Origin of the sequence: Maribacter sp. Asnod1-A12 (genome assembly GCF_045063735.1) — a bacterium.
In the GTDB taxonomy this organism is placed as follows: domain Bacteria; phylum Bacteroidota; class Bacteroidia; order Flavobacteriales; family Flavobacteriaceae; genus Maribacter.
On sequence record NZ_JBEFNZ010000006.1, the window covers coordinates 2,215,001 to 2,238,804 of the forward strand.

14 protein-coding genes and 1 tRNA gene (1 of these 15 cut by a window edge) are annotated in these 23,804 nt (G+C 34.7%); 12 read left to right on the plus strand and 3 right to left on the minus strand.

Going from position 1 to position 23,804, the window contains the following annotated elements:
- The 3 genes from ACJJVP_RS09415 to ACJJVP_RS09425 all read right to left on the minus strand — a co-directional run.
- Window positions 1-1,169, minus strand: partial view of a glutamate synthase subunit beta gene (locus tag ACJJVP_RS09415; protein WP_405413071.1) — the 5' portion only. Its footprint begins 298 nt before the window's first position; only the first 1,169 of its 1,467 coding nucleotides appear in the window; it begins with the start codon at window positions 1,167-1,169; its stop codon lies off the left edge, out of view.
- 9 nt (window positions 1,170-1,178) lie between these two features.
- Window positions 1,179-5,687, minus strand: a complete 4,509-nt coding sequence (gene gltB / locus ACJJVP_RS09420) for a glutamate synthase large subunit (RefSeq protein ID WP_405413074.1) — start codon at window positions 5,685-5,687, stop codon at window positions 1,179-1,181.
- A 322-nt stretch (window positions 5,688-6,009) separates the two neighbouring features.
- A complete protein-coding gene (locus tag ACJJVP_RS09425; protein WP_405413076.1) occupies window positions 6,010-7,149 on the minus strand; it encodes an acyl-CoA dehydrogenase in 1,140 nt (379 codons plus the stop codon).
- Between the two features lie 339 nt (window positions 7,150-7,488).
- Here ACJJVP_RS09425 and nhaD point away from each other — a divergent pair, with 339 nt between their 5' ends.
- From nhaD to ACJJVP_RS09485, 12 genes are all read left to right on the plus strand, one after another.
- The gene (nhaD, locus tag ACJJVP_RS09430; protein ID WP_405413078.1) at window positions 7,489-8,859 is read left to right on the plus strand and encodes a sodium:proton antiporter NhaD; all 1,371 of its coding nucleotides are present in this window, start codon (window positions 7,489-7,491) and stop codon (window positions 8,857-8,859) included.
- Between the two features lie 52 nt (window positions 8,860-8,911).
- Window positions 8,912-9,601, plus strand: coding sequence for a MotA/TolQ/ExbB proton channel family protein (locus ACJJVP_RS09435; RefSeq protein WP_405413079.1), 690 nt, complete (start codon window positions 8,912-8,914; stop codon window positions 9,599-9,601).
- Between the two features lie 9 nt (window positions 9,602-9,610).
- Window positions 9,611-9,997 (plus strand): biopolymer transporter ExbD, encoded by a 387-nt coding sequence (locus ACJJVP_RS09440; RefSeq protein WP_073247166.1) that lies wholly within the window; start codon window positions 9,611-9,613, stop codon window positions 9,995-9,997.
- On the plus strand, window positions 9,998-10,936 hold the full coding sequence (locus ACJJVP_RS09445; protein WP_405413081.1) for an energy transducer TonB: 939 nt from the start codon (window positions 9,998-10,000) through the stop codon (window positions 10,934-10,936).
- Complete coding sequence (locus ACJJVP_RS09450; protein WP_405413083.1) at window positions 10,933-12,144, plus strand: bifunctional folylpolyglutamate synthase/dihydrofolate synthase; 1,212 nt, start codon at window positions 10,933-10,935, stop codon at window positions 12,142-12,144. Before ACJJVP_RS09445 ends, ACJJVP_RS09450 begins: the two co-directional genes overlap by 4 nt.
- Before the next feature lie 59 nt (window positions 12,145-12,203).
- Window positions 12,204-12,278, plus strand: a tRNA-Val gene (locus ACJJVP_RS09455).
- 863 nt (window positions 12,279-13,141) lie between these two features.
- The gene (locus tag ACJJVP_RS09460; RefSeq protein WP_405413085.1) at window positions 13,142-16,240 is read left to right on the plus strand and encodes a SusC/RagA family TonB-linked outer membrane protein; all 3,099 of its coding nucleotides are present in this window, start codon (window positions 13,142-13,144) and stop codon (window positions 16,238-16,240) included.
- 18 nt (window positions 16,241-16,258) lie between these two features.
- Window positions 16,259-17,707, plus strand: a complete 1,449-nt coding sequence (locus ACJJVP_RS09465; RefSeq protein ID WP_405413087.1) for a RagB/SusD family nutrient uptake outer membrane protein — start codon at window positions 16,259-16,261, stop codon at window positions 17,705-17,707.
- Window positions 17,708-17,723: 16 nt separating this feature from the next.
- Window positions 17,724-19,685: a PKD domain-containing protein gene (locus ACJJVP_RS09470; RefSeq protein WP_405413090.1), complete on the plus strand. Its 1,962-nt coding sequence runs from the start codon at window positions 17,724-17,726 to the stop codon at window positions 19,683-19,685.
- Window positions 19,686-19,794: 109 nt separating this feature from the next.
- Window positions 19,795-20,712, plus strand: a complete 918-nt coding sequence (locus ACJJVP_RS09475; RefSeq protein WP_405413092.1) for a polysaccharide lyase family 7 protein — start codon at window positions 19,795-19,797, stop codon at window positions 20,710-20,712.
- Between the two features lie 997 nt (window positions 20,713-21,709).
- Window positions 21,710-22,411 carry a FadR/GntR family transcriptional regulator gene (locus tag ACJJVP_RS09480; protein ID WP_405413093.1) on the plus strand — a complete coding sequence of 234 codons (702 nt, stop codon included), beginning with the start codon at window positions 21,710-21,712 and terminating at the stop codon, window positions 22,409-22,411.
- 86 nt (window positions 22,412-22,497) lie between these two features.
- Entirely contained in the window at window positions 22,498-23,769 is a 1,272-nt protein-coding gene (locus ACJJVP_RS09485; protein WP_405413095.1) for an Nramp family divalent metal transporter, read from the plus strand.
- The last annotated feature ends 35 nt before the right edge of the window (window positions 23,770-23,804 follow it).

The following is a 23,804-nucleotide window of genomic DNA, read 5'->3' on the forward strand; positions in this document are numbered from 1 at the left end:
GTACCAGGTACTTCTTTAAGTTGTGGGCGTTGACCCGGAGCTTTAATCCATTCCACTTCAGAAGTTATTAATCCTTTTAAATTACCATTACCGTCACCAAGAAATTTCTTCGTAGAAATACTGAAGAAACGTTCAGCACCTTCTTTATGAGAAGAACTAGTTCTTAGTCTCATTGGCCAAAAAGGCCAAGGCTGACCTTCTGGTCTTTCAGTAGTTGACATTGGCATAATTTCAAAATTTGAAACTGATGTTGCGCCATGACGAAAAGAAGTACCTATACAGTCTGAACCAGTATCACCACCACCAATAACGACTACGTCTTTACCTGTCGCTTTAATTTCTTCGCCTAATTCTATAATACCGTCTACACGTCTGTTATTTTGACCTAGAAAATCCATTGCTTGAACAACACCTTTTAAGTCGGAGCCTTCAATAGGTAAATTTCTTCTAATAGTTGCACCTCCCGTTAATACGATAGCGTCATATTCTTCTTTAAGTGTATCGGCTTTAATATCTATACCGATATGAACTCCACATTTGAAAGTAATTCCTTCTTCCTTTAAAACATCTAAACGTCTATCGATAACATTCTTTTCCATTTTAAAATCTGGAATTCCGTAACGTAATAATCCGCCAGGTTTTTCATCTCTTTCGAATACAGTAACATCATGCCCCGCTCTGTTCAATTGTTGTGCAGTAGCTAGACCTGCAGGTCCGGAACCTACAACCGCAACTTTCTTTCCAGTTTTATTTAAAGGTGGCTTTGCAGTAATCCACCCTTTTTTGAAAGCGGTCTCTACAATATTTTTCTCAATGTTTTCTATAGTAACCGGATCTTCATTGATACCTAAAACACATGCCTCTTCGCATGGTGCTGGGCACAATCTTCCTGTAAATTCAGGAAAATTATTTGTGGAATGTAAAATTTCACTTGCCTTTTCCCATTTACCTCGATATACCGCGTCATTAAAGTCAGGAATTAAATTTCCTAGGGGACAGCCGCTATGGCAAAAAGGGATGCCGCAATCCATGCAACGAGCTCCTTGATCTTTCATTTCCTTTTCAGGAAGTGGTATTGTAAACTCTTTATAATCTTTTAAACGTTCCTCAACCGGTTCGTATGCTTCAATTTTTCTATCGAATTCTAAAAATCCTGTTATCTTTCCCATATTCCGATCTTAAATAGTTTGTAAATTTTCTTGCTCTAATCTAATTAAAGCTTGTCTGTATTCTTCCGGTAAAACCTTAACGAATTTAGGTAAGTATGATTCCCAGTTCTCTAAAATACGTTGCGCTAATGGACTTGATGTAGAGTTATAATGACTCTCAATTAAATCTTTTAATTGTTTGATATCATTGGTTTCTGTAACTTCTAAAAGATTAAGTCCTTCTGTGCTACATCTCTCTTTGAAGGTTTTGTTATTGTCTAATACAAATGCGATACCGCCACTCATACCTGCACCAAAATTTCTTCCTACTTCTCCAAGAATCACAGCTACTCCACCAGTCATATATTCACAGCCGTGATCTCCGATTCCTTCAACCACAGCTTTGGCTCCAGAGTTACGAACACAAAAACGCTCACCGGCTTTACCATTTATGTACGCTCTACCTGCGGTTGCGCCATACAATGTTACGTTACCAGTAATTACATTGTCTTCTGGAATTATAGTAGATTTTTCTGGCACTTTAATTACTAGTTTGGCACCTGATAATCCTTTACCTAGATAATCATTAGTGTTTCCATTGACGATCATAGTTAAACCTCTTGTTGCGAATGCTCCAAAACTTTGACCGGCCGAACCAGTAAAATTAAGTCTTAAAGTATTAATAGGTAATCCTTCAACTCCATATGTTTTAGAAATTTCATTACTTATTATTGCTCCAACAGCACGGTCAGTGTTGCATATAGGATAATCTAAAATTAGTTTTTCTTTTCTAAACAAAGAAGGATTAGCTTTCGCTATAATATCAAACTCTATAGATTTATCTATATCGTGTTTTTGCTTTTCTGTATTGTAGAATTTAGTACCCTTAGGTACGTCTACTTGGTGTAAAATTGGAGTTAAATCTATACCAGCAGCTTTGTAATGATCAATGGCTTTTTTGCGATCTAGTTTCTGAACTTGACCTACCATTTCATTTATAGTTTTAAATCCTAATTGAGCCATAATTTCACGAAGCTCTTGGGCTACAAAATACATGTAGTTAACAACATGCTCTGGCTTTCCTTTGAATTTTTTTCTTAATTCAGGGTTTTGGGTTGCAATACCTACTGGACATGTATTTAAATGACAAACACGCATCATAATACAACCTGACGCTACTAGTGGAGCAGTCGCAAATCCGAACTCTTCAGCTCCAAGTAAACATGCTACCGCAACGTCTCTACCAGTTTTTAATTGACCGTCACATTCTAATACTATTCTATTTCTTAAATCATTTAAAACTAGCGTTTGTTGAGCTTCGGCAATACCAAGTTCCCATGGTAAACCACAATGTTTTAAAGATGTTAGAGGTGATGCTCCTGTACCACCATCAAAACCAGATACTAAAACAACATCGGCTTTTGCTTTGGCAACACCTGCAGCAACGGTACCTACACCAACTTCAGAAACTAGTTTGACGTTTATTCTAGCTTTCCTGTTAGCAGATTTTAAATCATAAATTAATTGAGATAAATCTTCAATTGAATAAATGTCGTGATGTGGTGGAGGTGATATCAAACCTACGTAAGGTGTAGAGTTTCGGGTTTTCGCAATTTCAGGATTTACTTTTGGACCTGGTAATTGACCGCCTTCGCCTGGCTTGGCACCTTGGGCCATTTTTATTTGAATTTCTTTAGCATTGGTCAAATAGTTTGAAGTAACACCAAACCTGCCAGAAGCAACTTGTTTAATTGCACTGTTTCGCCAGTCACCAGTCGAATTTTTGTAAAATCTATTTTGATCTTCTCCTCCTTCACCAGAATTACTTTTACCACCAATACGGTTCATGGCAATCGCTAGATTCTCATGAGCTTCTTTGCTAATGGATCCGTAAGACATTGCACCGGTTTTAAACCTTTTTACAATCTCCGTCCATGGTTCAACATCTTCTAAAGGAATAGGGTCGTAGTTAGAGAATTCAAATAGACCTCTAATGGTCATAAGGTTTTTTGATTGCTCATTGACCATACTCGAATACTCTTTGTACGTGTCTGGTTCGTTGTTACGTACCGATTTCTGAAGTTTAGCAATTGATAATGGATTGAACATATGTTTTTCACCATCTCTTCTCCATCTGTATTCACCACCAATTTCTAGATCTAAATTAGCATCAATATGTTTTTTGCTGAAAGTTTTATGATGACGTAATGCAATTTCTTTTTCTATTTGGTATAGACCGATACCTTGAATACGTGTAGGTGTATTCGGAAAGTATTTCTCGACTACTTTAGTATTAATACCGATACATTCGAAAAGTTGAGAACCACGGTAAGAATTCAATGTAGATATACCGATTTTGTTCATTACTTTAAGGATGCCTTTTCCAACAGCTTTATTGTAATTTTTAATAGCATCATCAAATGATATTTCTGTAATATCATGTTCTTCTATTTGCTCTGCAATAATTTCGTTAACCAAGTATGGGTTAATAGCACTTGCACCAAAACCAAATAGTAATGCAAAATGATGTACCTCACGAGGTTCTGCAGATTCTATTATGACACTTAGCTTAGAGCGTTTGCCAAGTTTTTGCAAACCGCTGTTTACAAATGAACAAGCTAATAATGCAGGGATAGGCGCCATATCTTCCGTTACATTTCTGTCGGAAAGTATGATGATGTTTGCACCATCATCTACTGCTTGTGATGCTTGGTTTAATACAGATTGTAAAGCATCTTCTAAACCGTTATGCCCTTGTTTAATGGAATACAACATTGATATTGAAACAACTTTGTAATCGGGACTTACATCGTAATTTTTGATTTTATCTAAATCCTCCTTTGAAATTACAGGGTTTTGAATTTTAAGTTTTCTACAATGTAATTCTGAGAACTCAAAGATATTATGGTCACTACCTAGGGTTAAACTGATATCTGTGATCAATTCTTCACGAATTCCGTCTAAAGGCGGATTCGTTACTTGAGCGAATAATTGTTTGAAGTAGTTATATATTAACTGTGGGCGTTGCGATAATACAGCAATAGGTGTATCTGAACCCATTGAGCCGATTGGTTCTTTGCCGGCTTTCGCCATAGGAAGTACAATGGTGTTTATATCTTCTATAGTATACCCAAAAACAGACTTTCTCTTCTCTAAAGTTTCCTCGCCTAAAAATAAAGGGCAATCGTTATATGGAATGTCTTTTAAGTGAACAAGGTTGTCATTTAACCATTTCTTATATGGGAATTTTTGAGCGATGTTTTCTTTAATTTCTTCATCATTAACAATTCTACCTTCTTCCATGTTTACCAAAAACATCTTGCCAGGTTGTAATCTTCCATGAAATTCTACGTTCTCTGGGGTTATGTCAACAACACCGGTTTCTGATGACATAACTACGTAGTCGTCTTTTGTTACGGTATATCTAGAGGGTCTTAATCCATTTCTATCTAATACAGCACCGATAAAGTTACCGTCAGTGAAAGGTATCGAAGCTGGTCCGTCCCAGGGTTCCATCATACAAGAATGATATTCGTAAAAAGCTCTTTTAGCTTCTGACATCTCTGCATTTTTTTCCCAAGCTTCAGGAACTAATATCATCATTACTTCAGGTAAAGATCTACCTGTCATCAGTAAAAGTTCAACAACCATGTCCATAGTAGCTGAATCAGATTTTCCAGGTAATATAACTGGAAGAATATTTTTGATTTCCTCACCGAACATATCACTCTGCAATAACTCTTCTCTTGAATACATGCGAGTAACATTACCCCTTAATGTATTGATTTCACCATTATGGCACATGTACCTAAAGGGTTGAGCCAAATCCCAGGTAGGGAAGGTATTTGTAGAGAAACGTTGGTGAACTAATGCTAATCTAGTAACAACCCTAGAATCCATTAAATCTGAATAGTATAAACTTATGTCCAAAGGCATTAATAATCCTTTGAATATAATTATTTTAGTAGATAGGCTTGGTACATAAAAGAACTTGCTCTCAGATAACTTAGATTTAATTATTGTATGTTCTGTTACTTTTCTTGCGATAAAAAGTTTAAGATTGAAATCAAAATAATTTTGATCTTCACTTTCTTTCGCTACGAATATTTGTTTTACAAAAGGTTCTGTTTCAGCTGCAATTCTACCAGGTACAGATCTATTCACAGGTACATCTCTCCATCCCAATAATTTTAAGCCTTGATTTTTAATGTTTTCTTCAAAAACGGAAATACAAAAATCACGCTGATTCTCTTTACGGGGAAAGAAAATGTTACCTACTGCATAATTGCCTGCTTCTGGTAATTCAAAATTACAGACAGCTTGAAAAAAATCATGAGGTATATCTATTAAAATACCTGCTCCATCTCCTGTTTTACCGTCGGCACTAACCGCGCCTCTATGTTCTAAGCGTTCAAGAATTTCCAACGCTTTATGTATAATGTCGTTGGATTTTTTTCCTTTAAGGCTACAAATAAATCCAGCCCCACAGTTATCATGTTCGAATTCCGGTAAATATAATCCTTGCTTCTTCAGTGTCATCTTTTGTGGTATTTCTTCAAAAATATCAATTTATATGAATTATATTCAATGATTCGAATAAATTCAAATAAAAAATTCAACGAAATAAATAAAAGCTTAAAAAATCGATAATTATTGATTTTTAAATCCTTCTATTTATCAGATTGATAAATTTAAGTTAATATTATGAAATGAGAGGCTTGTCGAAGGGGGTAAATTTAAGTTTTTACAACTTTCTAACAATTGAGGTTAACTTTATTTAGAGGGTAACAAAGTTTAAAATAGTTTTAATTTCAATCACCCCTATAAAAAAGAGGGGTGGTTGGTGAATATTTAATTTGAGTTACTTTAAGATGCTTCTAGAAATAACAATTTTCTGTATTTCCGATGTACCCTCATAAATTTGTGTGATTTTGGCATCTCTCATTAAGCGTTCGACATGGTAGTCTTTGACAAACCCATTTCCTCCGTGAATTTGAACAGCTTCAACGGTTGTTTCCATAGCTACTTTTGAAGCATATAGTTTTGCCATGGCACCAGAAAGGTCGTAATCTTTTTCGTTGTCTTTGTCTAATGCAGACTGATAAACTAGCAATCTAGCTGCTTGAATTGCTGTATGCATGTCTGCAAGTTTAAAAGCAATTGCTTGATGATTGCTAATTTCAGTTCCAAAGGCTTTGCGCTGCTTAGAATAATTTAAAGCTAATTCATAAGCACCGGCCGCAATACCCAAAGCTTGGGCGGCAATACCTATTCTACCCCCGGCTAACGTTTTCATGGCAAACTTAAATCCAAATCCATCGTCGCCAATTCTATTCTCTTTTGGAACTTTGACATCATTGAACATCAGTGAGTGGGTATCACTGCCTCTAATGCCTAATTTATTTTCTTTAGGGCCGATTTCAAACCCTGGGGTACCTTTTTCTATTATTAGGGCGTTAATACCTCTGTGTTTTTTGTCTTTGTCTGTTTGTGCTATGACAAGGTATGTGCTCGCCGTACCGCCATTCGTAATCCAATTTTTAGTTCCGTTAACAATGTAATAGTCTCCCATGTCTATTGCTGTTGTTTTTTGAGATGTAGCATCACTACCCGCTTCTGGTTCAGAAAGGCAGAATGCTCCGATTTTTTCACCGGTTGTTAGTTTTGTGAGATATTTTTGTTTTTGATCTTCAGTACCATATTTTTCCAATCCCCAGCATACTAAGGAATTGTTAACCGACATGACTACAGATGTAGATGCGTCAATCTTTGAAATTTCTTCCATAGCTATTACATAAGATAGTGTATCTAATCCACTACCTCCATATTTTGGATCGACCATCATTCCTAAAAAACCAAGTTCTCCTAGTTTTTTAACTTCTTCGAATGGAAACTTTTGGGCGTCGTCACGTTCGATCACTTCAGGAAGTAACTCAGTTTGGGCAAAATCGCGAGCAGCTTCTTGTATTAGTTTTTGTTCTTCATTTAATGAAAAATCCATCTAGTAATTTGTATATGTTATCTTCTCAAAGATAAAGAAGTCAGGGTTAAAAATTAAACTTACGTAAGTAGTTTTGTTATCTTTTTAAATCAATCTAAGGCGGTTGATTAATGATTTAAAGAGATTTAATTTTTTGTTATGCGTTAAAATATGATTGGTTGAAACGTGGTTTTTCATTAATGACCATATTTAAGTATTTGGATGTCAGTAATCTTTGATTTTATTGTAAATTGATTAGGTATTCAAACACAATTTTAAATATCTTTAGGCGATTTAATTTTTTGGAATTAGAACTTATATTTGACACCTTATCAATAGATATTTAAAAAACCAACGAAAATGGAAACCATCATTATTATTGTTTTTTTGGCAGGTTATCTTGCCATTACATTAGAGCACAATCTAAAAATAGATAAACTTATACCCGCTTTAGCCATGATGGCTATACTTTGGGCGTTAATTGCCCTAGGTATAGATGGCTATGAAAATTGGTTCGATTCTGCGCAACAGAGTCTAGTCGAAGGTTTCTCTAATTTTGAACACCTAGATAGGATGCATTTAATGGAGGAGTCTCTTTTGCATCACTTGGGTAAGACGGCAGAAATTCTATTCTTTCTTTTAGGTGCAATGACTATTGTAGAGATAATTGATTATTTCGATGGTTTCGCGACTATTAAGGGTTTTATCAAAACCAAACAAAAAGGAAAGTTACTTTGGTTGTTTTCAATATTGGCTTTTGTTTTATCTGCAATTATTGATAATCTTACTGCAACTATAGTTTTGATAACTATACTTCAAAAAGTAATAAAAGATAGAGAGACAAAATTATGGTTTGCCGGTATGATCGTTATAACGGCAAATGCAGGTGGGGCTTGGTCACCGATTGGTGATGTTACTACTACAATGTTATGGATAGCGAACAGGGTAAGTGCTGGTCAATTAGTAATTCATGTTTTACTGCCTTCATTGGTTTGTATGATTGTACCTGTTGTAATTGCAAGTAGATTTAAAGTGTTTAAAGGTTTGATTGACGGTGATTTGGAAGGAGATAAGTCTAAATCTAAGTATAGCGGAGTAATGTTGTATTTAGGTCTTGGTGCTATATTGTTTGTTCCGATCTTTAAAACTGTTACCCATTTGCCACCGTATGTAGGTATGATGTTATCCTTGGCTGTCGTAGCAACTTTTGCCGAAATATATAGTAATAAGAAATTTAGTATCTCTACTGTAGATCAAGAAGGTCAGGATAGTGAAGGACATCATAGTCCTGTTCACCACTCATTATCCAAAATTGAATTACCAAGTATATTGTTCTTTTTAGGAATCTTATTGGCAGTGGCTGCTATGGAATCTTTAGGGATACTTTTTAATGCTGCTGGAGCTTTAAATGAAGCAATACCTAATACTGATATTGTTGTATTGTTATTCGGATTAGGATCAGCTGTTATCGATAATGTTCCTTTAGTAGCAGCAAGTATGGGTATGTTTAGTGAACCTTTAGATAATCCGTTATGGCATTTTATTGCTTATTCTGCTGGTACAGGTGGTAGTATGTTAATTATTGGTTCTGCAGCTGGTGTTGTAGCCATGGGTATGGAGAAAATAGATTTTTTCTGGTATCTTAAAAAAATTGCATGGTTAGCCTTTGTTGGTTTTATTAGTGGTGGTATTGTTTTTATCCTATTGAGAGATTTTGTCCTTCATGGATAATTTAATTCGCAAATCATCGTTATAAAGGCAAATTCAATACTTAAAGAATACTATGTTATTATTCCAGGATTTGGCTCAAGATGCGAGCGACGAATTATTGTCTGAGGAGAAAACTCTTTCCGTAATAGATTTAATATTTAATGGCGGCACGGGTAGTGTTATCATTATCTCTGTTTTGTTTATAATGTTGGGCGTGGCTCTATATATCTATTTTGAGCGTTTGTTGGCTGTAAATGCCGCTTCTAAAATAGATAAGAATTTCATGAATCAGATTCGTGATTATGTGACAACGGGTAAACTAGATGCGGCAAAAATACTTTGTGCACAAACAGATTCACCTGTAGCAAGATTGACCGAAAAGGGTGTTTCTCGTATTGGCAAGCCTTTAGATGATATAAATACAGCAATTGAAAATGCAGGTACGCTTGAGGTGTATAAGCTAGAAAAGAATGTTAGTATTCTAGCAACTGTAGCAGGTGCCGCCCCAATGATTGGTTTCTTGGGTACGGTTATCGGTATGATTCTTGCATTTCATGAAATGGCCAGTAGTGGTGGTCAAGCAGAAATGGGTTCATTGGCATCTGGTATCTATACAGCAATGACAACAACAGTTGCGGGTCTTATTGTGGGTATTATTGCTTACGTTGGGTATAATCATTTAGTGAACAGAACTGATAAGGTGGTTCACAAAATGGAGGCTAACGCTGTAGAATTCTTAGATTTACTAAACGAACCTCTTTAATTTTATACTATGAAATTAAAAGGAAGAAATAAAGTCAGTCCAGACTTTAGTATGTCTTCAATGACAGATATCGTATTCTTGTTATTGGTCTTTTTCATGCTAACCGCAAATTCGCCTAACGCTTTAGATTTATTACTTCCAAAAGCGAAAGGGAAATCTACAAATACCCAAAATGTATCTGTAAGTATAGATAAGAACCTTCAATACTTCGTCAATGATGAACGTATTAATGGGGAGTATATAGAGATAGAATTGAAAAAAGCTTTAGCTGGTCAAGATAGTCCTACTATCATACTTAGAACAGAGGAGAGTGTAGCGATTAAAGAAGCTGTCTATGTTATGGACATCGCAAATAGAAATAATTATAAGGTTATTTTGGCAGTACGCCCGAACTAAATGGCATTTTTAGATACGAAACATAAAAAGAAATCATTGACACTTACCACATTGTTGTTAAGTGCACTGCTATTGATTCTGTTTTATATCGGTCTAAATTATATGGATCCACCAGAAGAGAACGGAATCTCTGTTAATTTTGGTACTATGGATTTTGGAAGCGGTAAAGTGCAGCCAAAAGAAAAGATTCAATCAGAGCCATTAGATACTCCTCCCGTTGAGCCAACAATACAAGAAGTTGCAGAAACTGTTGAGGAACCTATGGAAGAAGTCGAAGAAGCTGCGGCCGAGAAAGAGGCGCCTGCCGAAAAGTTGTTGACTCAAGATAATGAAGAGGCTATAAAAATCAATCAGGCAAAAGAAGCTAAAAGAAAGGCTGATGAAGCTGCTGCAGATGCAAAAAGAAAAGCAGAAGCTGCGGAGAATAAGAGAAAGGCTGAAGCAGCAAAAATTGCTAAGCAAAAGAAAGATGCCGAAGATAAGGCTCGCCAAGAACAAGAAGCTAAAAAGAAAGCTTTAGACGCAATGATGGGTGGTCTAAACAAATCTGACGGTACGGCATCTGGTAGTGAAGGCGACGATAATAAAGCAGGAGATAAAGGTCAGCCAGATGGTGACCCTTATGCTACCAGCTATTATGGCAGTCCGGGTAGTGGTAGCGGAACTGGGGGTTATGGATTAAATGGACGGTCTCTGGTTAATAAAGGGAAAGTGCAGCAAGAATGTAACGAGTCTGGTAGAGTAGTTGTAAAAATTATTGTAGACCGCAATGGTAAGGTAATAAGTGCTGAACCTGGCGTAAGAGGAACAACAAATAATAACCCATGTCTACTAGATCCTGCTAAAAAAACTGCATTTATGCATAAATGGAATTTAGATGGTAATGCCCCGAGCCAACAAGTTGGTTTCGTAGTGGTAAATTTCAAGTTAGGAGAGTGACCTATAAAGAAACATTAGATTGGATGTTTGCCCAACTTCCGATGTATCAGAACAAAGGTAAAAGTGCTTTTAACTCAAAATTAGATGGTATAAAGTTGTTCGTAAACCATTTAAATAATCCTCACACAAAATTTAAGAGTATACATGTAGCTGGTACCAATGGAAAAGGTTCTAGTAGTCATTTGTTGGCTTCTGTACTTCAAGAGGCTGGCTATAAAGTTGGTTTGTATACTTCGCCGCACTTAAAGGATTTTAGAGAGCGTATTCGAATTAATGGAAGTAAGATAGGAGAGGGTTGGGTAGTTGATTTTATTAAAGAAAACAAGCCTTTTTTTACTTCTAACAAGCTTTCTTTCTTTGAGATGACCGTCGGTATGGCATTTTCTTATTTTGCCAATGAAGAAGTAGATATTGCTGTTGTCGAAGTGGGGTTAGGAGGTAGACTCGATTCTACGAATATTATTAAGCCAGAGGTTAGTCTGATAACAAATATTGGTTTAGACCATGTTGATATGCTCGGCGATACTATCGTTAAAATTGCAGGCGAGAAAGCAGGTATTATAAAATCGGGTGTTCCGGTGGTAATAAGTGAGTATAATATTGAAACAGCACAGGTATTTAATTTAGTCGCAAAAGATAATAATGCTAAAATAATTTTTGCTGAAGATGCAGATTATCCTAATTATGAAATCGGTTTGTTAGGTTCTTATCAGAAGAAAAATATAAAAGGAGTACTTGCAACTTTGAATGCGTTATCTGGCTTTGTAGTAACTGAAAGTAATATAGTTAAAGGATTGATAGGTGTCGTAGATAATACACAACTTATGGGGCGGTGGCAGCAAATTGGTTCAGACCCTATTATAATTTGTGATACAGCACATAATAAAGAAGGTATTTCGCTTGTCATGGAACAAGTAAAAAAACAGAAATATGACGAATTACATATTGTAATCGGCTTTGTAAAGGATAAGGATATTAATAAAATATTACCCCTTTTTCCTAAAAAGGCTACATATTATTATTGTAAGCCAAAAAATTTTAGAGGACTTGATGAAAAAGATTTAGCAAGGTCTTTTTTTAAAGCAGGTTTTAAGGGTTGTATTTATGATTCTGTAAATAAGGCACTTATAGCTGCAAAAAAACGTGCAAAAAAAAAGGATTTCATTTATGTTGGCGGTAGTAATTTTGTAGTAGCAGAAGTTCTTTAAATTTTTATTGATTTTTCTTTTGTGAAATGTAAAAGTATTATATATTTGCACCCCCATTGGGGCTCTTAGCTCAGTTGGTTCAGAGCACCTGCCTTACAAGCAGGGGGTCACTGGTTCGAATCCAGTAGGGCCCACAGGTTAAAAGGCTTTCATGAAAATGAAAGCCTTTTTTATTTTCGGTTACTTCCTTCTAGCAGCTTTTTTTATAATTACACTGATTTCTTTTTGGCAATTTTAATTTTCTTTAGTTTAGAATTGATTTTGTTTTGTGTTGAGCAAGTGTTGATTTACACGTATTTTAAGAATTTTAACTTTTTCTTAATTGAATGTTCTTTTAGGGTGTGCAAGTAATAGAAAATCAGTCTAGTGAATTTTATTTACTTGAGCTTATGCTCAAGAATAATTTTGTTTTCTTCTCTTTAATTTAAGTTAGTGGTCATGTGTAAATAGGTACGGGTTATATCTATTTGTTCTGTCTTCAAATGGGTCTAAATCTTATTTGTCCACATTTGTCTAGTCTTTAAAATTGGTTGTTAAAAATTATCAATTACATAATTTTAGTAGATCATATTTTGTTAAATCTTAAAAATTTTAACGTTAAATCATCAAAGTTATTTTTTTTAACAAGATAATAACATATATTTGGTAAACCAGTTTGATGAACCAATTTGGTAAACCAGTTAAAATATTAATAGAAATAAACCATTACTAACTAAAATTAAAATGATGAAACCTTAAAAAATCGCATAAAAAAAGGACGGGTGCTCGCCCATCCTTTTTATTAAACAATTACTTCATTTCGAAGGGAAGTAAATCCAAACATGTAAATATTACTATAAACACATTTCCTTGTAAAAATAAGGATTTTCATTGATTTAAAGTGAAAAGATGTGTTGTGGTAAATTGTAGATTATGATGCGAAATTAGAATTCGCATTTTAAGTAGATCAGAAAAATGGCAGAAGCCAATTCAATAGAACTAACTTAATTTAACACAGATGAATTTTAAACTGAAAATTTTTATGGTTGCAATGTTGCTTGTCAACATTCAATTATTTGCACAAGATACCTACGATCTATCGGGTACCGTAACAGATGCAAACAATGTGCCAATACCTGGTGCGAATATTGTTATAGCAAATACCACAAAAGGTACTCAAAGTGATTTTGATGGTAACTATACTATCAGTGTATCAAGTGGAGATGTATTACGCTTTTCCTATATTGGTTATAGTACACAAACAATTACTGTTGCTACACAAAAAACAGTGAATATTACCTTAAATGAAGATGCTAGTCAACTAGATGAAGTTGTAGTAGTTGGGTATGGTACTCAGAAAAAATCTACGGTAACGGGTTCTATTTCTAAAGTAGTTAATGAAACTTTGGATCAGATTGCAGTATCTAGGGTAGATGATGCTCTTATTGGTCAAGTGTCTGGTGTAAACATACAGGCTACAAACGCCGAGGCTGGTGGTGCTCCGACCATAACTATTAGAGGTGTAGGGTCCGTAACTGCTGATTCCGGTCCTGCTTTAGTAGTTGATGGTATTGTTGTGAGTTCTGATTTTCTTGGAAACATTGATATGAATGACGTTGAGTCGTTTGAGGTTTTAAAAGATGCAGCATCTGCTTCTATTTATGGTAGTGAAGGTGCAAATGGTGTAATCTTGATTACTACCAAAAAAGGTAAAGCGGGTAAGACTAAGTTTAGTTATCAAACATATACTGGATCTAAACAAGCACATGGAAGTAATGACTACAGAAAGAGTGTTGCTGATTGGGCGGTTAAGGAGCAGGCTGCAACAGGAACTCTATCAGGAGAAACGTTATATGCCCAGTTGTTAGTGGAAACTACAGGTGTTGATAGAGATTGGCAAGATGTTTTCTTTAATGGTGGTAATGTTACGAGCCATTCACTTTCAGCAAGAGGAGGGTCAGAAGATTCAACTTTTAGTGCGTCTTTGAGATCTTTAAGTGATGAGGGTGTTATTATTACTGATGATTATAAATTGTATACGGCTAGTTTAAAGTTTGATACTAAAATTGGAGATAAATTAAGATTTGGTCTTTCAGCATCTCCGTCTTATACGGAACAAAGAACATTGCCTACATCTATTCATAATCCATTACGTCTATCTCCATGGTTGCCTATTTATCATACTGAAGAATCTTTACAGTTTATTGATAGAGATGTGTATCCTGATGTTGGAGTAGGTGACTATTTTTTAGAAAATCACTTGGTTAATTTAGATTTAGATAATGACGGTAGTACAGAAAGACCTAGAACTTCAGGTGATTCTAACCCTTACCAACAATACGTGGAACGTCAGCATTATGAGTATAATACAAAATTGTTTGGTTCAACATACTTAAGTTATAAACTTGCAGAAGGTTTAGTGGCTAAAACTTCATTAGGTATTACTTTGGAACAACGAACTAGAGATAGATATGATGGTGTAAACTATCATGCTTCGGGTGCAAGTAGATCGAACTATCTTTTACAGAATAGATTTCGAAAAAGACTTATTTCTGATAACACTTTAGCATATAATAAAACCTTTGGTGATCATGACCTTAACTTATTGGGTGGATTAACTGTTCAGCAACGTACAAGTGAAACCAGTGAAATTGAAGGAAATGGTTTTTCTGATGATCGTCTTAGAAACATACAAGGTGCTAATCCAGATAATACAACTGTTTTCCAGTCCAATACTACATTAAAGAAGATAGGTATGTTTGCAAGGGTGAATTACTCTTACAAAGATAAGTACCTGTTTAACGCATCATTTAGACGTGATGGTAGTTCTGTTTTTGGTTTAGATAATAAGTGGGGTAATTTCCCTTCGGTATCCTTAGGTTGGAACGTAGCAAAAGAAAATTTCTTGTTAGACAGTGACGCTGTTAGTAATTTAAAGTTAAGAGCAAGTTATGGTCTTACTGGAGCTGAAAATTTCAATGTAGGTTCAGAAGTTGTTAATTCTTGGCCTTATTTAGCATTGTTGCAGAATACAAATGCAGTTGTAGAGGGTAGTACGGTTTCAGGTATTTCCCCTTTGAATATTGCGAATGCTTTATTACAGTGGGAAGCATCAAAAGAATTTACAGTCGGACTTGATTATGGTTTTTGGGGAAACAGAATTACTGGGTCTCTTGATTTCTATCAAAGAACTAGTGATGAATTATTACTGGAAAATCCAGTTTCATATGTTACAGGGTTTAATAGTGGTATTGTAAATTTAGGAGAGGTTCAGAACAGAGGTTTGGAATTTGAGTTAAGAACTAAAAATATTTCCAAAGAAAATTTCCGTTGGAACTCGACGTTTATTGCATCTACCAACCAAAATGAATTATTGAGTTTTGGAGATTCGAACAACGCATTGATCGAGGATACTTATGGAAGAAGTTCTCAATGGATAAATAGAATTGGTGAACCGATCTCTTCATTCTGGGGTTATGTGGTGGATACTGAAGCTTATGATGAAACTTCTTTTAGAACAAATTATGTAGATAATCCTTGGAATCGAATTAATGGTCAATCAGAGGATACGATTGTTAAAGATTTAAATGGTGATGGTATTATTACTGCTGAAGATAAAACCATACTTGGTAACCCTTATCCAGATTTAATTTACAGTTTTACCAATGAATTTCAAATTGGTAGAGTAGATTTTTCTGTTCAGGTTCAAGGTAGTTTAGGTGCGCAAGTAAATAATATCGGTGATCAGTATTTCTATAACTGGTTTGGAAACGCAACTAGAGATCCATCAGAGATAGTTGCAGATGGTTTGGTTTCAGATGTTTCTTTTATTCAGGAAAAAGTATTGACTAGTGAAGTTATTGCTAGTGCTGATTACTTCTCTTTAAGAAATATAAATATTGGCTATAATTTTGATGAAGATGTTCTTTCGAAAATTGGATTGGACGGTCTTAGAGTATACGCAACCGGTCAAAACCTTCTTTATATTACCGCAAATGATTATCATGGTTTTAACCCAGAGCATGATGATAACGGTAATCCGAGAGCATACGGATCGCAAAGAGCTGGTACTCCAATTTTTAGAACGCTAACATTTGGTCTTAATATTGATTTTTAAAAATAAAAAAAGAGAATTATGAGATATATAAAATATTTAGCATTCACACTAGCGGCTATGTTGACGTCATGTGATGCAGACGAGTTTTTAAATCCATTACCAGATACGGTGGTCGTAGAGGAATCTTTTTTCCAAACTGACGCCGATGTGGAGACCGGTTTACTTGGGGTTTATGATGCCCTTCAAGGAGTTAACGCTAATACAGAATCGAATATCACTGATTTTAATAGGGGAGTTCAGTTTGAACATTTATTGACTGAACACCGAAGTGACAACACTAGAAATCAAACTTTAGAAGGTTCTAGAGCTGACTTTCATAGGTATTTGATAGAGGCTACTAATTCAGAATCAGAAGATTTTTACGCTTCTATGTATTCTGTTATTTTTAGAGCGAATAACATTTTAAGTTTTATTGATATTGCTGATGAGAGCAACCAAGCCAGATATACTGCAGAAGCAAAGTTTTTAAGAGCGTATGCATATTTTAAGCTTGTAAGGTTGTATAGTGATGTGCCATTAGTAACAGAGGTAATACTCGCTACAGATACTGAAGGAACTTTTACTAGAGTTTCTGAAGAATTAATTTATGCACAAATCGTAGAAGATTTGCAAGAAGCTGTAAGTACATTAGACAATACATATAAGTCTAGAGCGTCTAGAGCTGCCGCACAAGGGTTGTTGGCTAAAGTTTATATGACCCAGCCAACTAGAAATTACTCAGGGGCAAAATTATTATGTGAAGCCATAATTAACAGTGGCGATTATAGCTTACAAGATAACTATTCTGATGTATTCTATAATGAGTTAAATAGTGAGATCATCTTTGCAATTCAGTATGCCTTTGGTAATACACTTGAGAGTCAGAGCTTTTCTGCTGAATTCACATCAACGGTTCGAGCTGGTTCAGATGACGGTCAAAATATTGTAAATGATAATTTGATTGCAGATTTTCAAGCTTTCGGCGGTAATCGTACAGAGGTATCGTTTATTACTTTTCCAACTAGAAGTGAAGTGGTGAAATTCTTGCCAGATGGATCGGATATATCGGTTTTTCCTCCAACTTATGGTGATAATGCACGTAATGCGGGTAACGATTATATAGCATTACGTTATGCAGATGTCTTGTTGATGCATGTAGAAGCGGCAATAGGTGAAGGTAATAGCACTTCAGATGCAAGTGTAATAAGTTCTTTTCAAGAAGTAAGAGACAGAGCTTTTCCTGAAACCGCACCAAATTCTATAACTAGTGTTTCTAAGGAAGAACTTTTATTAGAGAGAAGAGTAGAACTGGCATTTGAAAATCAACGCTGGTTTGATTTAATTAGATTTGGAGTGGCGGCCGAGGTATTGAGCGCCCATGCAGTTGAAATGGGGTATACTTTTACAGCAACAGATTTATTGTTGCCTATACCTGCAAGGGAGATCAATTTAAGTGGAGGTCTTTTAACACAAAATCCTGGATATTAATTTAATATAAAAAACTATGAAATTTAAACTTAAAATAGTTAGTAAGATTAGACTTTTACTAACGATAATGGTTATGGCCGGCATTGCTATTAGCTGTGTAAACGACGGGCTTTTTAGAGATGATTTGCCAGGAGCTAATTCTATAGCAGATACAATATTTCCAGCTGCTAGTTTTTCATATGCCTCATCTTCAGATAACTTTATGGAGGTTAGTTTTAGTAATTTGTCATCTGAAGCAGCGACGTATATTTGGGATTTTGGTGATGGAAATACTTCTACAGAGCTGAATCCTACATTTATCTTTGAGGATGGGGAAGGTACTTACCCGGTAACATTGACGGCTACTGACGGTAATGGTGTAACGGGAACAAATACTGTAGATGTGATTGTTGCAGAAGGTCCTTTTCAACCAGTTATACTTGAGCCAGGTTTTGAAGATGATACTTTACCCGATGGTGGAGGTGATGGTCGCGACTCTTGGAGAAATAACGATTTAGGAGGGGTTATTCAAATTACTGCTTCGCCAGTAACATTTGGAGATCAAGGGGCGAAATTGCCATTGCCGGCAGGTGATCGTATAGGTTATCAAGAGATTACTGTTGAGCCTGATTCTAATTATGACTTGTTTTTTTATTATACTATGTTTAGCGGTTCATCTGATCCTTCAATAACCGTTTCAATACTTGGTGTTACTCAGAATGGAGGTACATTTACTTCTGCTGACCAATTTGATGAAGGAACAATTGCTTCTGTAACGGTAACTGATGATGAGGATCCAGAGGTCTATATTCAACAACAATTATCGTTCAATTCTGGTGAGAATAATACTGTAGCCATTTATTTTACGAACGGAGAAGTAGAAGCTAGACTTGATAACTTTACTATAGATATTGGAACGGCTGGTGCTGTGCCACCATCAGCTGCTTTTACCGTAGAACAAAGCGAGGTAGATTTCTTGGAATATGCATTCACTAACGGGTCAACTGGGGCTACTAGTTTCGAATGGGATTTCGGTGATGGAAATACCTCTACAGAGGAATCTCCAACGCATACATATGCAACTGCAGATACGTATGAGGTTATCTTAACGGCTACAAATGATTCTAATTTGTCTGCAGAATTAGCTAGGTCTATCCAAATACTCGCACCTGTAACCGCTGATTTTACGTCTCAGGTAGATGAGAATGATTATAGGACTTTTAGTTTTATGGATGCATCTGAAGGTGCTGTTACGTTGTTATGGGAATTTGGAGATGGTTTCCAGTTTACAGGAATGAACCCTTCGCATACCTATGATGAAGACGGTATTTATACGGTGACGTTGACTGCCACGAGTGTTACCGGTAATACGAGTACGACGACAGAAGAAATTGTAGTTTCTGAAGGCTTTATTGTTCAGGTGCTTAATGGAACATTTGATGAATTTACGGCAAATACAGGTGACAATGCAGATGGTTGGGATATGACACCAAATAGTACGGTAGTCGATAATGATGGGAATACTATAGATAGTCCTTACAGGGCGCTTTGGAGTAACACCGAATTAAATAGTTATATCGATGCGACTTATGGTACAAATGAGCAACCTGCTACTACATCAGATGGAGCTAATGATACAAGAGGAGCTAAATTTAGTAGCAATGATCGTAGGTTATATCAGCCTGTTACTGTTCAGCAAGGTACTACTTATAGTTTTTCAATAGATACACGTTCTGAAGCAGCAGGTGTTAATACCGAGGTATTTATTTTAAATGAACAAATAACCTCAGAAACTGGTATTGATGCATCTACTTCAGATGCCTCTATTGATGCATATTTTGAAATTACAAATGACTTTGATGGTGGCGATGTATTTACTACAAGTACATTTACATTCACGGCATCTTCGAATCAAATAGTAATTTATGTTAGGTCATTAGATGCAGTAGATAGTAGTAATGAAGTGTTTTTAGATAATGTTGTTATTACTGAGAACTAAACTTTTTTGATAGATTTTTAATAAAAACTGCCCAGACCTTTAATTTGGGGATGGGCGGTTTTTATACTTATTCGGCTATCATGATTCTGCTTTAAGCTTAAATGACAAAATGAAATTACCTCTAAATAATCTTTTGCTTTTTGTTTTGTTTTCAATGCTATCGATTTGTGTCACTGCTCAAAATATAAAAAGTAGTAATATAGAATCTATAGCTATAAATAAAAAAAAGAATAATAGTGAAATTAAGAAAGTAAAATTATGTAATATCGATTTAAGCCATTGGAAAGTTACTATACCAGAAGGCAAAGGAAAAGGAGGGGCAATTAGTGTCGAGCCGCCAGAAATTTTGAAATATGCTACAAATGAGACTTTAAAGTCTTATATGTACAATGATTCTATTCAAGGAGCACTAACATTTTATGCCTATCCAACTACGGCAACTACGGCAAATACTAAGTATTCAAGATCAGAACTTAGGGAGCAAATGGTTCCTGGTAACGATAATAAAAATTGGACCTTTAAGCAAGGTGGGACTTTAAGTGCAGAACTTTCTATTGATGAGGTTTCTAAAGATGAAAATGGTAAATATCATAAGGTTATAATTTTACAAATTCACGGTCGATTAACAAATGAACAAAAGAAATTGATTGGTCAAAAAGACAATAATGCACCACCAGTATTAAAAATTTATTGGCAGAATGGTAAAATTAGAGTTAAAACTAAAAAACTTAAACATAGGGATGTTGATGCTCTTAGTATTCTACATGAAGAAGCCTGGACTGATGATGAGGGTTTCAATTTTGAACAAGAAGTCGGCTTTCGAAAGTTTCAAATGGAGGTAAAGGTGTCTGATGGAAAAATGGTAATATCCCTAAATAATACGGAGTTTGCTGTTTATAATGATTTTAATATGAAGCAATGGGGCATATTTGAAAATTACTTTAAAGCTGGTAATTATTTTCAAAGTAGAGATGAAGGTTCATTTGCGAAAGTTAGTTTTTATGAGCTAGAGGTCACTCACGAATAAATTAATTTAATTAGCTAGTAAGTACTTTCTGTTTTACTAACGCTATATTGTTATAGTATCATGTTTAATTTTGAAATTGACTTAGAGAAGAAAGTAGAACCGAAAGAAAGATAGTTTAAATAGTGAAGAGAAGTTGTTGATTATGTGTAATGATTTTGTAGCTAGATATAGGTATTTGACATCATAAGGGTTTTGAAGTACGATAAATATATTTGAAATCAATACTAAGAGAGTGAATTGGATATAACGAGAATACTGAAAACAGAGTATTTTTTAAATGATACCAATTAAAAGAAGTCTTGATCATAACCGAAATTACAACTGATGATTACGGTGATTTTATCGAACTTTAGTAATGTGAATTCACGGTAAGTTAAAGAATGTTCAATGAGATTAAAAAGGAGTTTATACTAGTTATGTCTTTTGTTTTTAAATTTTATTGGCAGTATTGTATAATTTGAACTTAACAAAAAATCTTTGAAACATAAGTTTTTCTGGCAAAGAAATTTTATAGGCTAATTCTTTGTTGGGAGTCAGAATTTAATCGTTTTAAAGAAATTAGGGATAGTTCAATTTACCTTGGTAATTTTACTTTCAGAGATTAGATTAGAAGTTGTTATTAATGAATTTTATAACGATATATTAGAGGATACTCATATAAGGAAGTGAGGGTTTTTTAAAATTATTTTAACACGAAGAATTATTTACAAAGATTTGGTAAAGAGGCTTTTGTTAAAGTGAAATATTACAAATTAGAAGTTACACATTAGTGTTGTGCTATTGATATAGCTAGTATGAATAAGAAAGTTGTTTGAGTTAGATTTGTTGAATTGAATTTATTGGTTCGTATTGAGCGGACCAGTAAATTTCAACGTGACTCAAAGGGTAAGAATTGATCTAAATATTCTTTACAAGAAAGATGAAACCAATTGAGTCGATCTTAAATTGAAAAGAGATAGATATTCTAACATCAATTTTCCTTAAAAGCAATCTATATATGAAGTTAGAAATCCTCACAAGGACTGAAAATCAAGAAATACAAAATTCAATTATAGTACAGTTGAGAGATTTAATGAATATTAAAAATCTTGAACCTGGTGATAAGCTTCCATCAGAAAGAACATTATCTGATAAGTTTGGCGTGAGCAGAAGTAGTGTTCGTGAAGCAATTCAAAAATTAGAGTTTTATGGTATATTAGTTTCAAAACCACAAAGTGGTACTTTCGTTGCTGACATAGGTCAGATTGCAATGAATGGTATGGTGAATGATATATTGCGTTTGGACGAACCTGATTTCAAATCGCTAGTTGAAACTCGAATTCTCTTAGAGCTAAAAACCGTAAGACTAGCAGCAAGAAGAAGAACTAACGATGATTTGAAACAATTGAAAAAAGCAATGGATGCTTATCGTGAAAAGGTAGAAAACGGGGAAGATGCCGTGCAAGAAGATTTATTGTTTCATTTGGCAATTGCAAAAGCAAGTGGCAATAGTACAATGAATACTTTTATGTTAATTATAACACCTGAAATACTTACTAATTTTGAAAAGTATCATGTTTGTGATAAGAATATGGCATTTAGGGGAGTTAAAGAACATCAAGATATTTTCGATGCTATTGAAGGTCAAAATCCGCAATTAGCAAAAGCTAAAATGAAAATTCATTTTAAGAATTTATACCAATTTTGCTATAATATTTAGTTGAAGATTTAAGCTCATAGATGAATTTAAAATTTTCACTTATTTTAATTACAACAACAACAACAACAACAACAAAAGAATAAATAATGAGTAATTCAACTAACTTGTCCATTTGGAAAAAAATATTGGCATTAGTATTGGCTTTTGGTCCTGGTATTTTTGCGATAGGATATACTATTGGTACAGGTAGTGTTACTTCTATGATAGTAGCAGGCAGTACTTATGGTATGCAGCTTTTATGGGTGTTACTGCTAAGTTGCATTTTCTCGGGTTTATTAATGTATGCTTATGGGAACTTTGCTCTAGTAACAGGAGAGACCGCTTTATATGCATTTAAGAAACATTTAAAATGGGGTAAGTTAATTGCTATACTTATAATTCTCGGTATTTCATTTGGTCAATGGAATTCATTAATGGGTATTCTTGGTATTTCTGCAAATATAATTTACGAGATATTTTTAATTTACTTTCCTAGTATAGCTAATTTTAAATATGAATCGGTTTTAATAATAGCTATTACGGTTATTGTTTTATTTTATGGGTTGTTAATGGTTGGTAAGTACGCTTTTTTTGAAAAGATATTAGTCATTTTTGTAACCATCATGGGGCTTTCATTTATTATTTCTTTATTCATGGTGTATCCTTTGCCAGTAGAAGTAGTAAAAGGTTTAGTGCCGACAATACCTAAAGTAGAAGGAGGTCAAATGATGGTTGCTGCATTTGTTGGTACGACCATGGCTGCAGCAACATTTCTTTCAAGACCATTATTTGTGAAAGGAAAAGGTTGGACCATAAAAAATCGTGGACAACAAAAGAAAGATGCAATTATCGCAGCTTCTTTAGTGTTTTTTATCAGTGCATCTGTTATGGCTGTTGCTTGTGGGGCGTTGTTTCATCAAGGGCAACCAGTAACTAAGGTTTTGGATATGGTGAATACGTTGGAGCCAGTAGCTGGTAAATTTGCTCTTACGTTATTCTTTTTTGGCACGCTAAGTGCAGGGTTATCTTCTATATTTCCGTGTTTATTAATTGCTCCAATTTTATTAGCGGATTATCAATCAGGGGAATTAGATACCAATTCAAAACAATTTAGAATTATTACGGCAATAGCATCTTTGTTTGCATTAATCGTTCCGGTGTATGGGGCTAATCCAATTCAAATGCAAATACTATCACAGGTTTTTAATGTTTTTGTGTTACCATTAGTAATATTAGGGATAATACTTCTAATAAATAATAAGGGTTTAATGACTAAATATAAGGCAGGAATTGGACTTAATATAGGTCTTTTTGCAGCACTTTTCTTTTCTTGTGTAATATCGTATAATGGTATTGTGGCATTGTTAGACTATTTCTGAACATTTAAAATATCTAATCTTTATTTTTCATTTTA

Excerpts from the sequence above, each read along its gene's own strand:
- gltB (WP_405413074.1), bottom strand. The coding sequence starts at position 5,687 with ATGACACTGAAGAAGCAAGGATTATATTTACCGGAATTCGAACATGAT.
- ACJJVP_RS09425 (WP_405413076.1), bottom strand. The coding sequence starts at position 7,149 with ATGGATTTTTCATTAAATGAAGAACAAAAACTAATACAAGAAGCTGCT.
- nhaD (WP_405413078.1), top strand. The coding sequence starts at position 7,489 with ATGGAAACCATCATTATTATTGTTTTTTTGGCAGGTTATCTTGCCATT.
- ACJJVP_RS09435 (WP_405413079.1), top strand. The coding sequence starts at position 8,912 with ATGTTATTATTCCAGGATTTGGCTCAAGATGCGAGCGACGAATTATTG.
- ACJJVP_RS09440 (WP_073247166.1), top strand. The coding sequence starts at position 9,611 with ATGAAATTAAAAGGAAGAAATAAAGTCAGTCCAGACTTTAGTATGTCT.
- ACJJVP_RS09445 (WP_405413081.1), top strand. The coding sequence starts at position 9,998 with ATGGCATTTTTAGATACGAAACATAAAAAGAAATCATTGACACTTACC.
- ACJJVP_RS09460 (WP_405413085.1), top strand. The coding sequence starts at position 13,142 with ATGAATTTTAAACTGAAAATTTTTATGGTTGCAATGTTGCTTGTCAAC.
- ACJJVP_RS09465 (WP_405413087.1), top strand. The coding sequence starts at position 16,259 with ATGAGATATATAAAATATTTAGCATTCACACTAGCGGCTATGTTGACG.
- ACJJVP_RS09470 (WP_405413090.1), top strand. The coding sequence starts at position 17,724 with ATGAAATTTAAACTTAAAATAGTTAGTAAGATTAGACTTTTACTAACG.
- ACJJVP_RS09475 (WP_405413092.1), top strand. The coding sequence starts at position 19,795 with ATGAAATTACCTCTAAATAATCTTTTGCTTTTTGTTTTGTTTTCAATG.
- ACJJVP_RS09480 (WP_405413093.1), top strand. The coding sequence starts at position 21,710 with ATGAAGTTAGAAATCCTCACAAGGACTGAAAATCAAGAAATACAAAAT.
- ACJJVP_RS09485 (WP_405413095.1), top strand. The coding sequence starts at position 22,498 with ATGAGTAATTCAACTAACTTGTCCATTTGGAAAAAAATATTGGCATTA.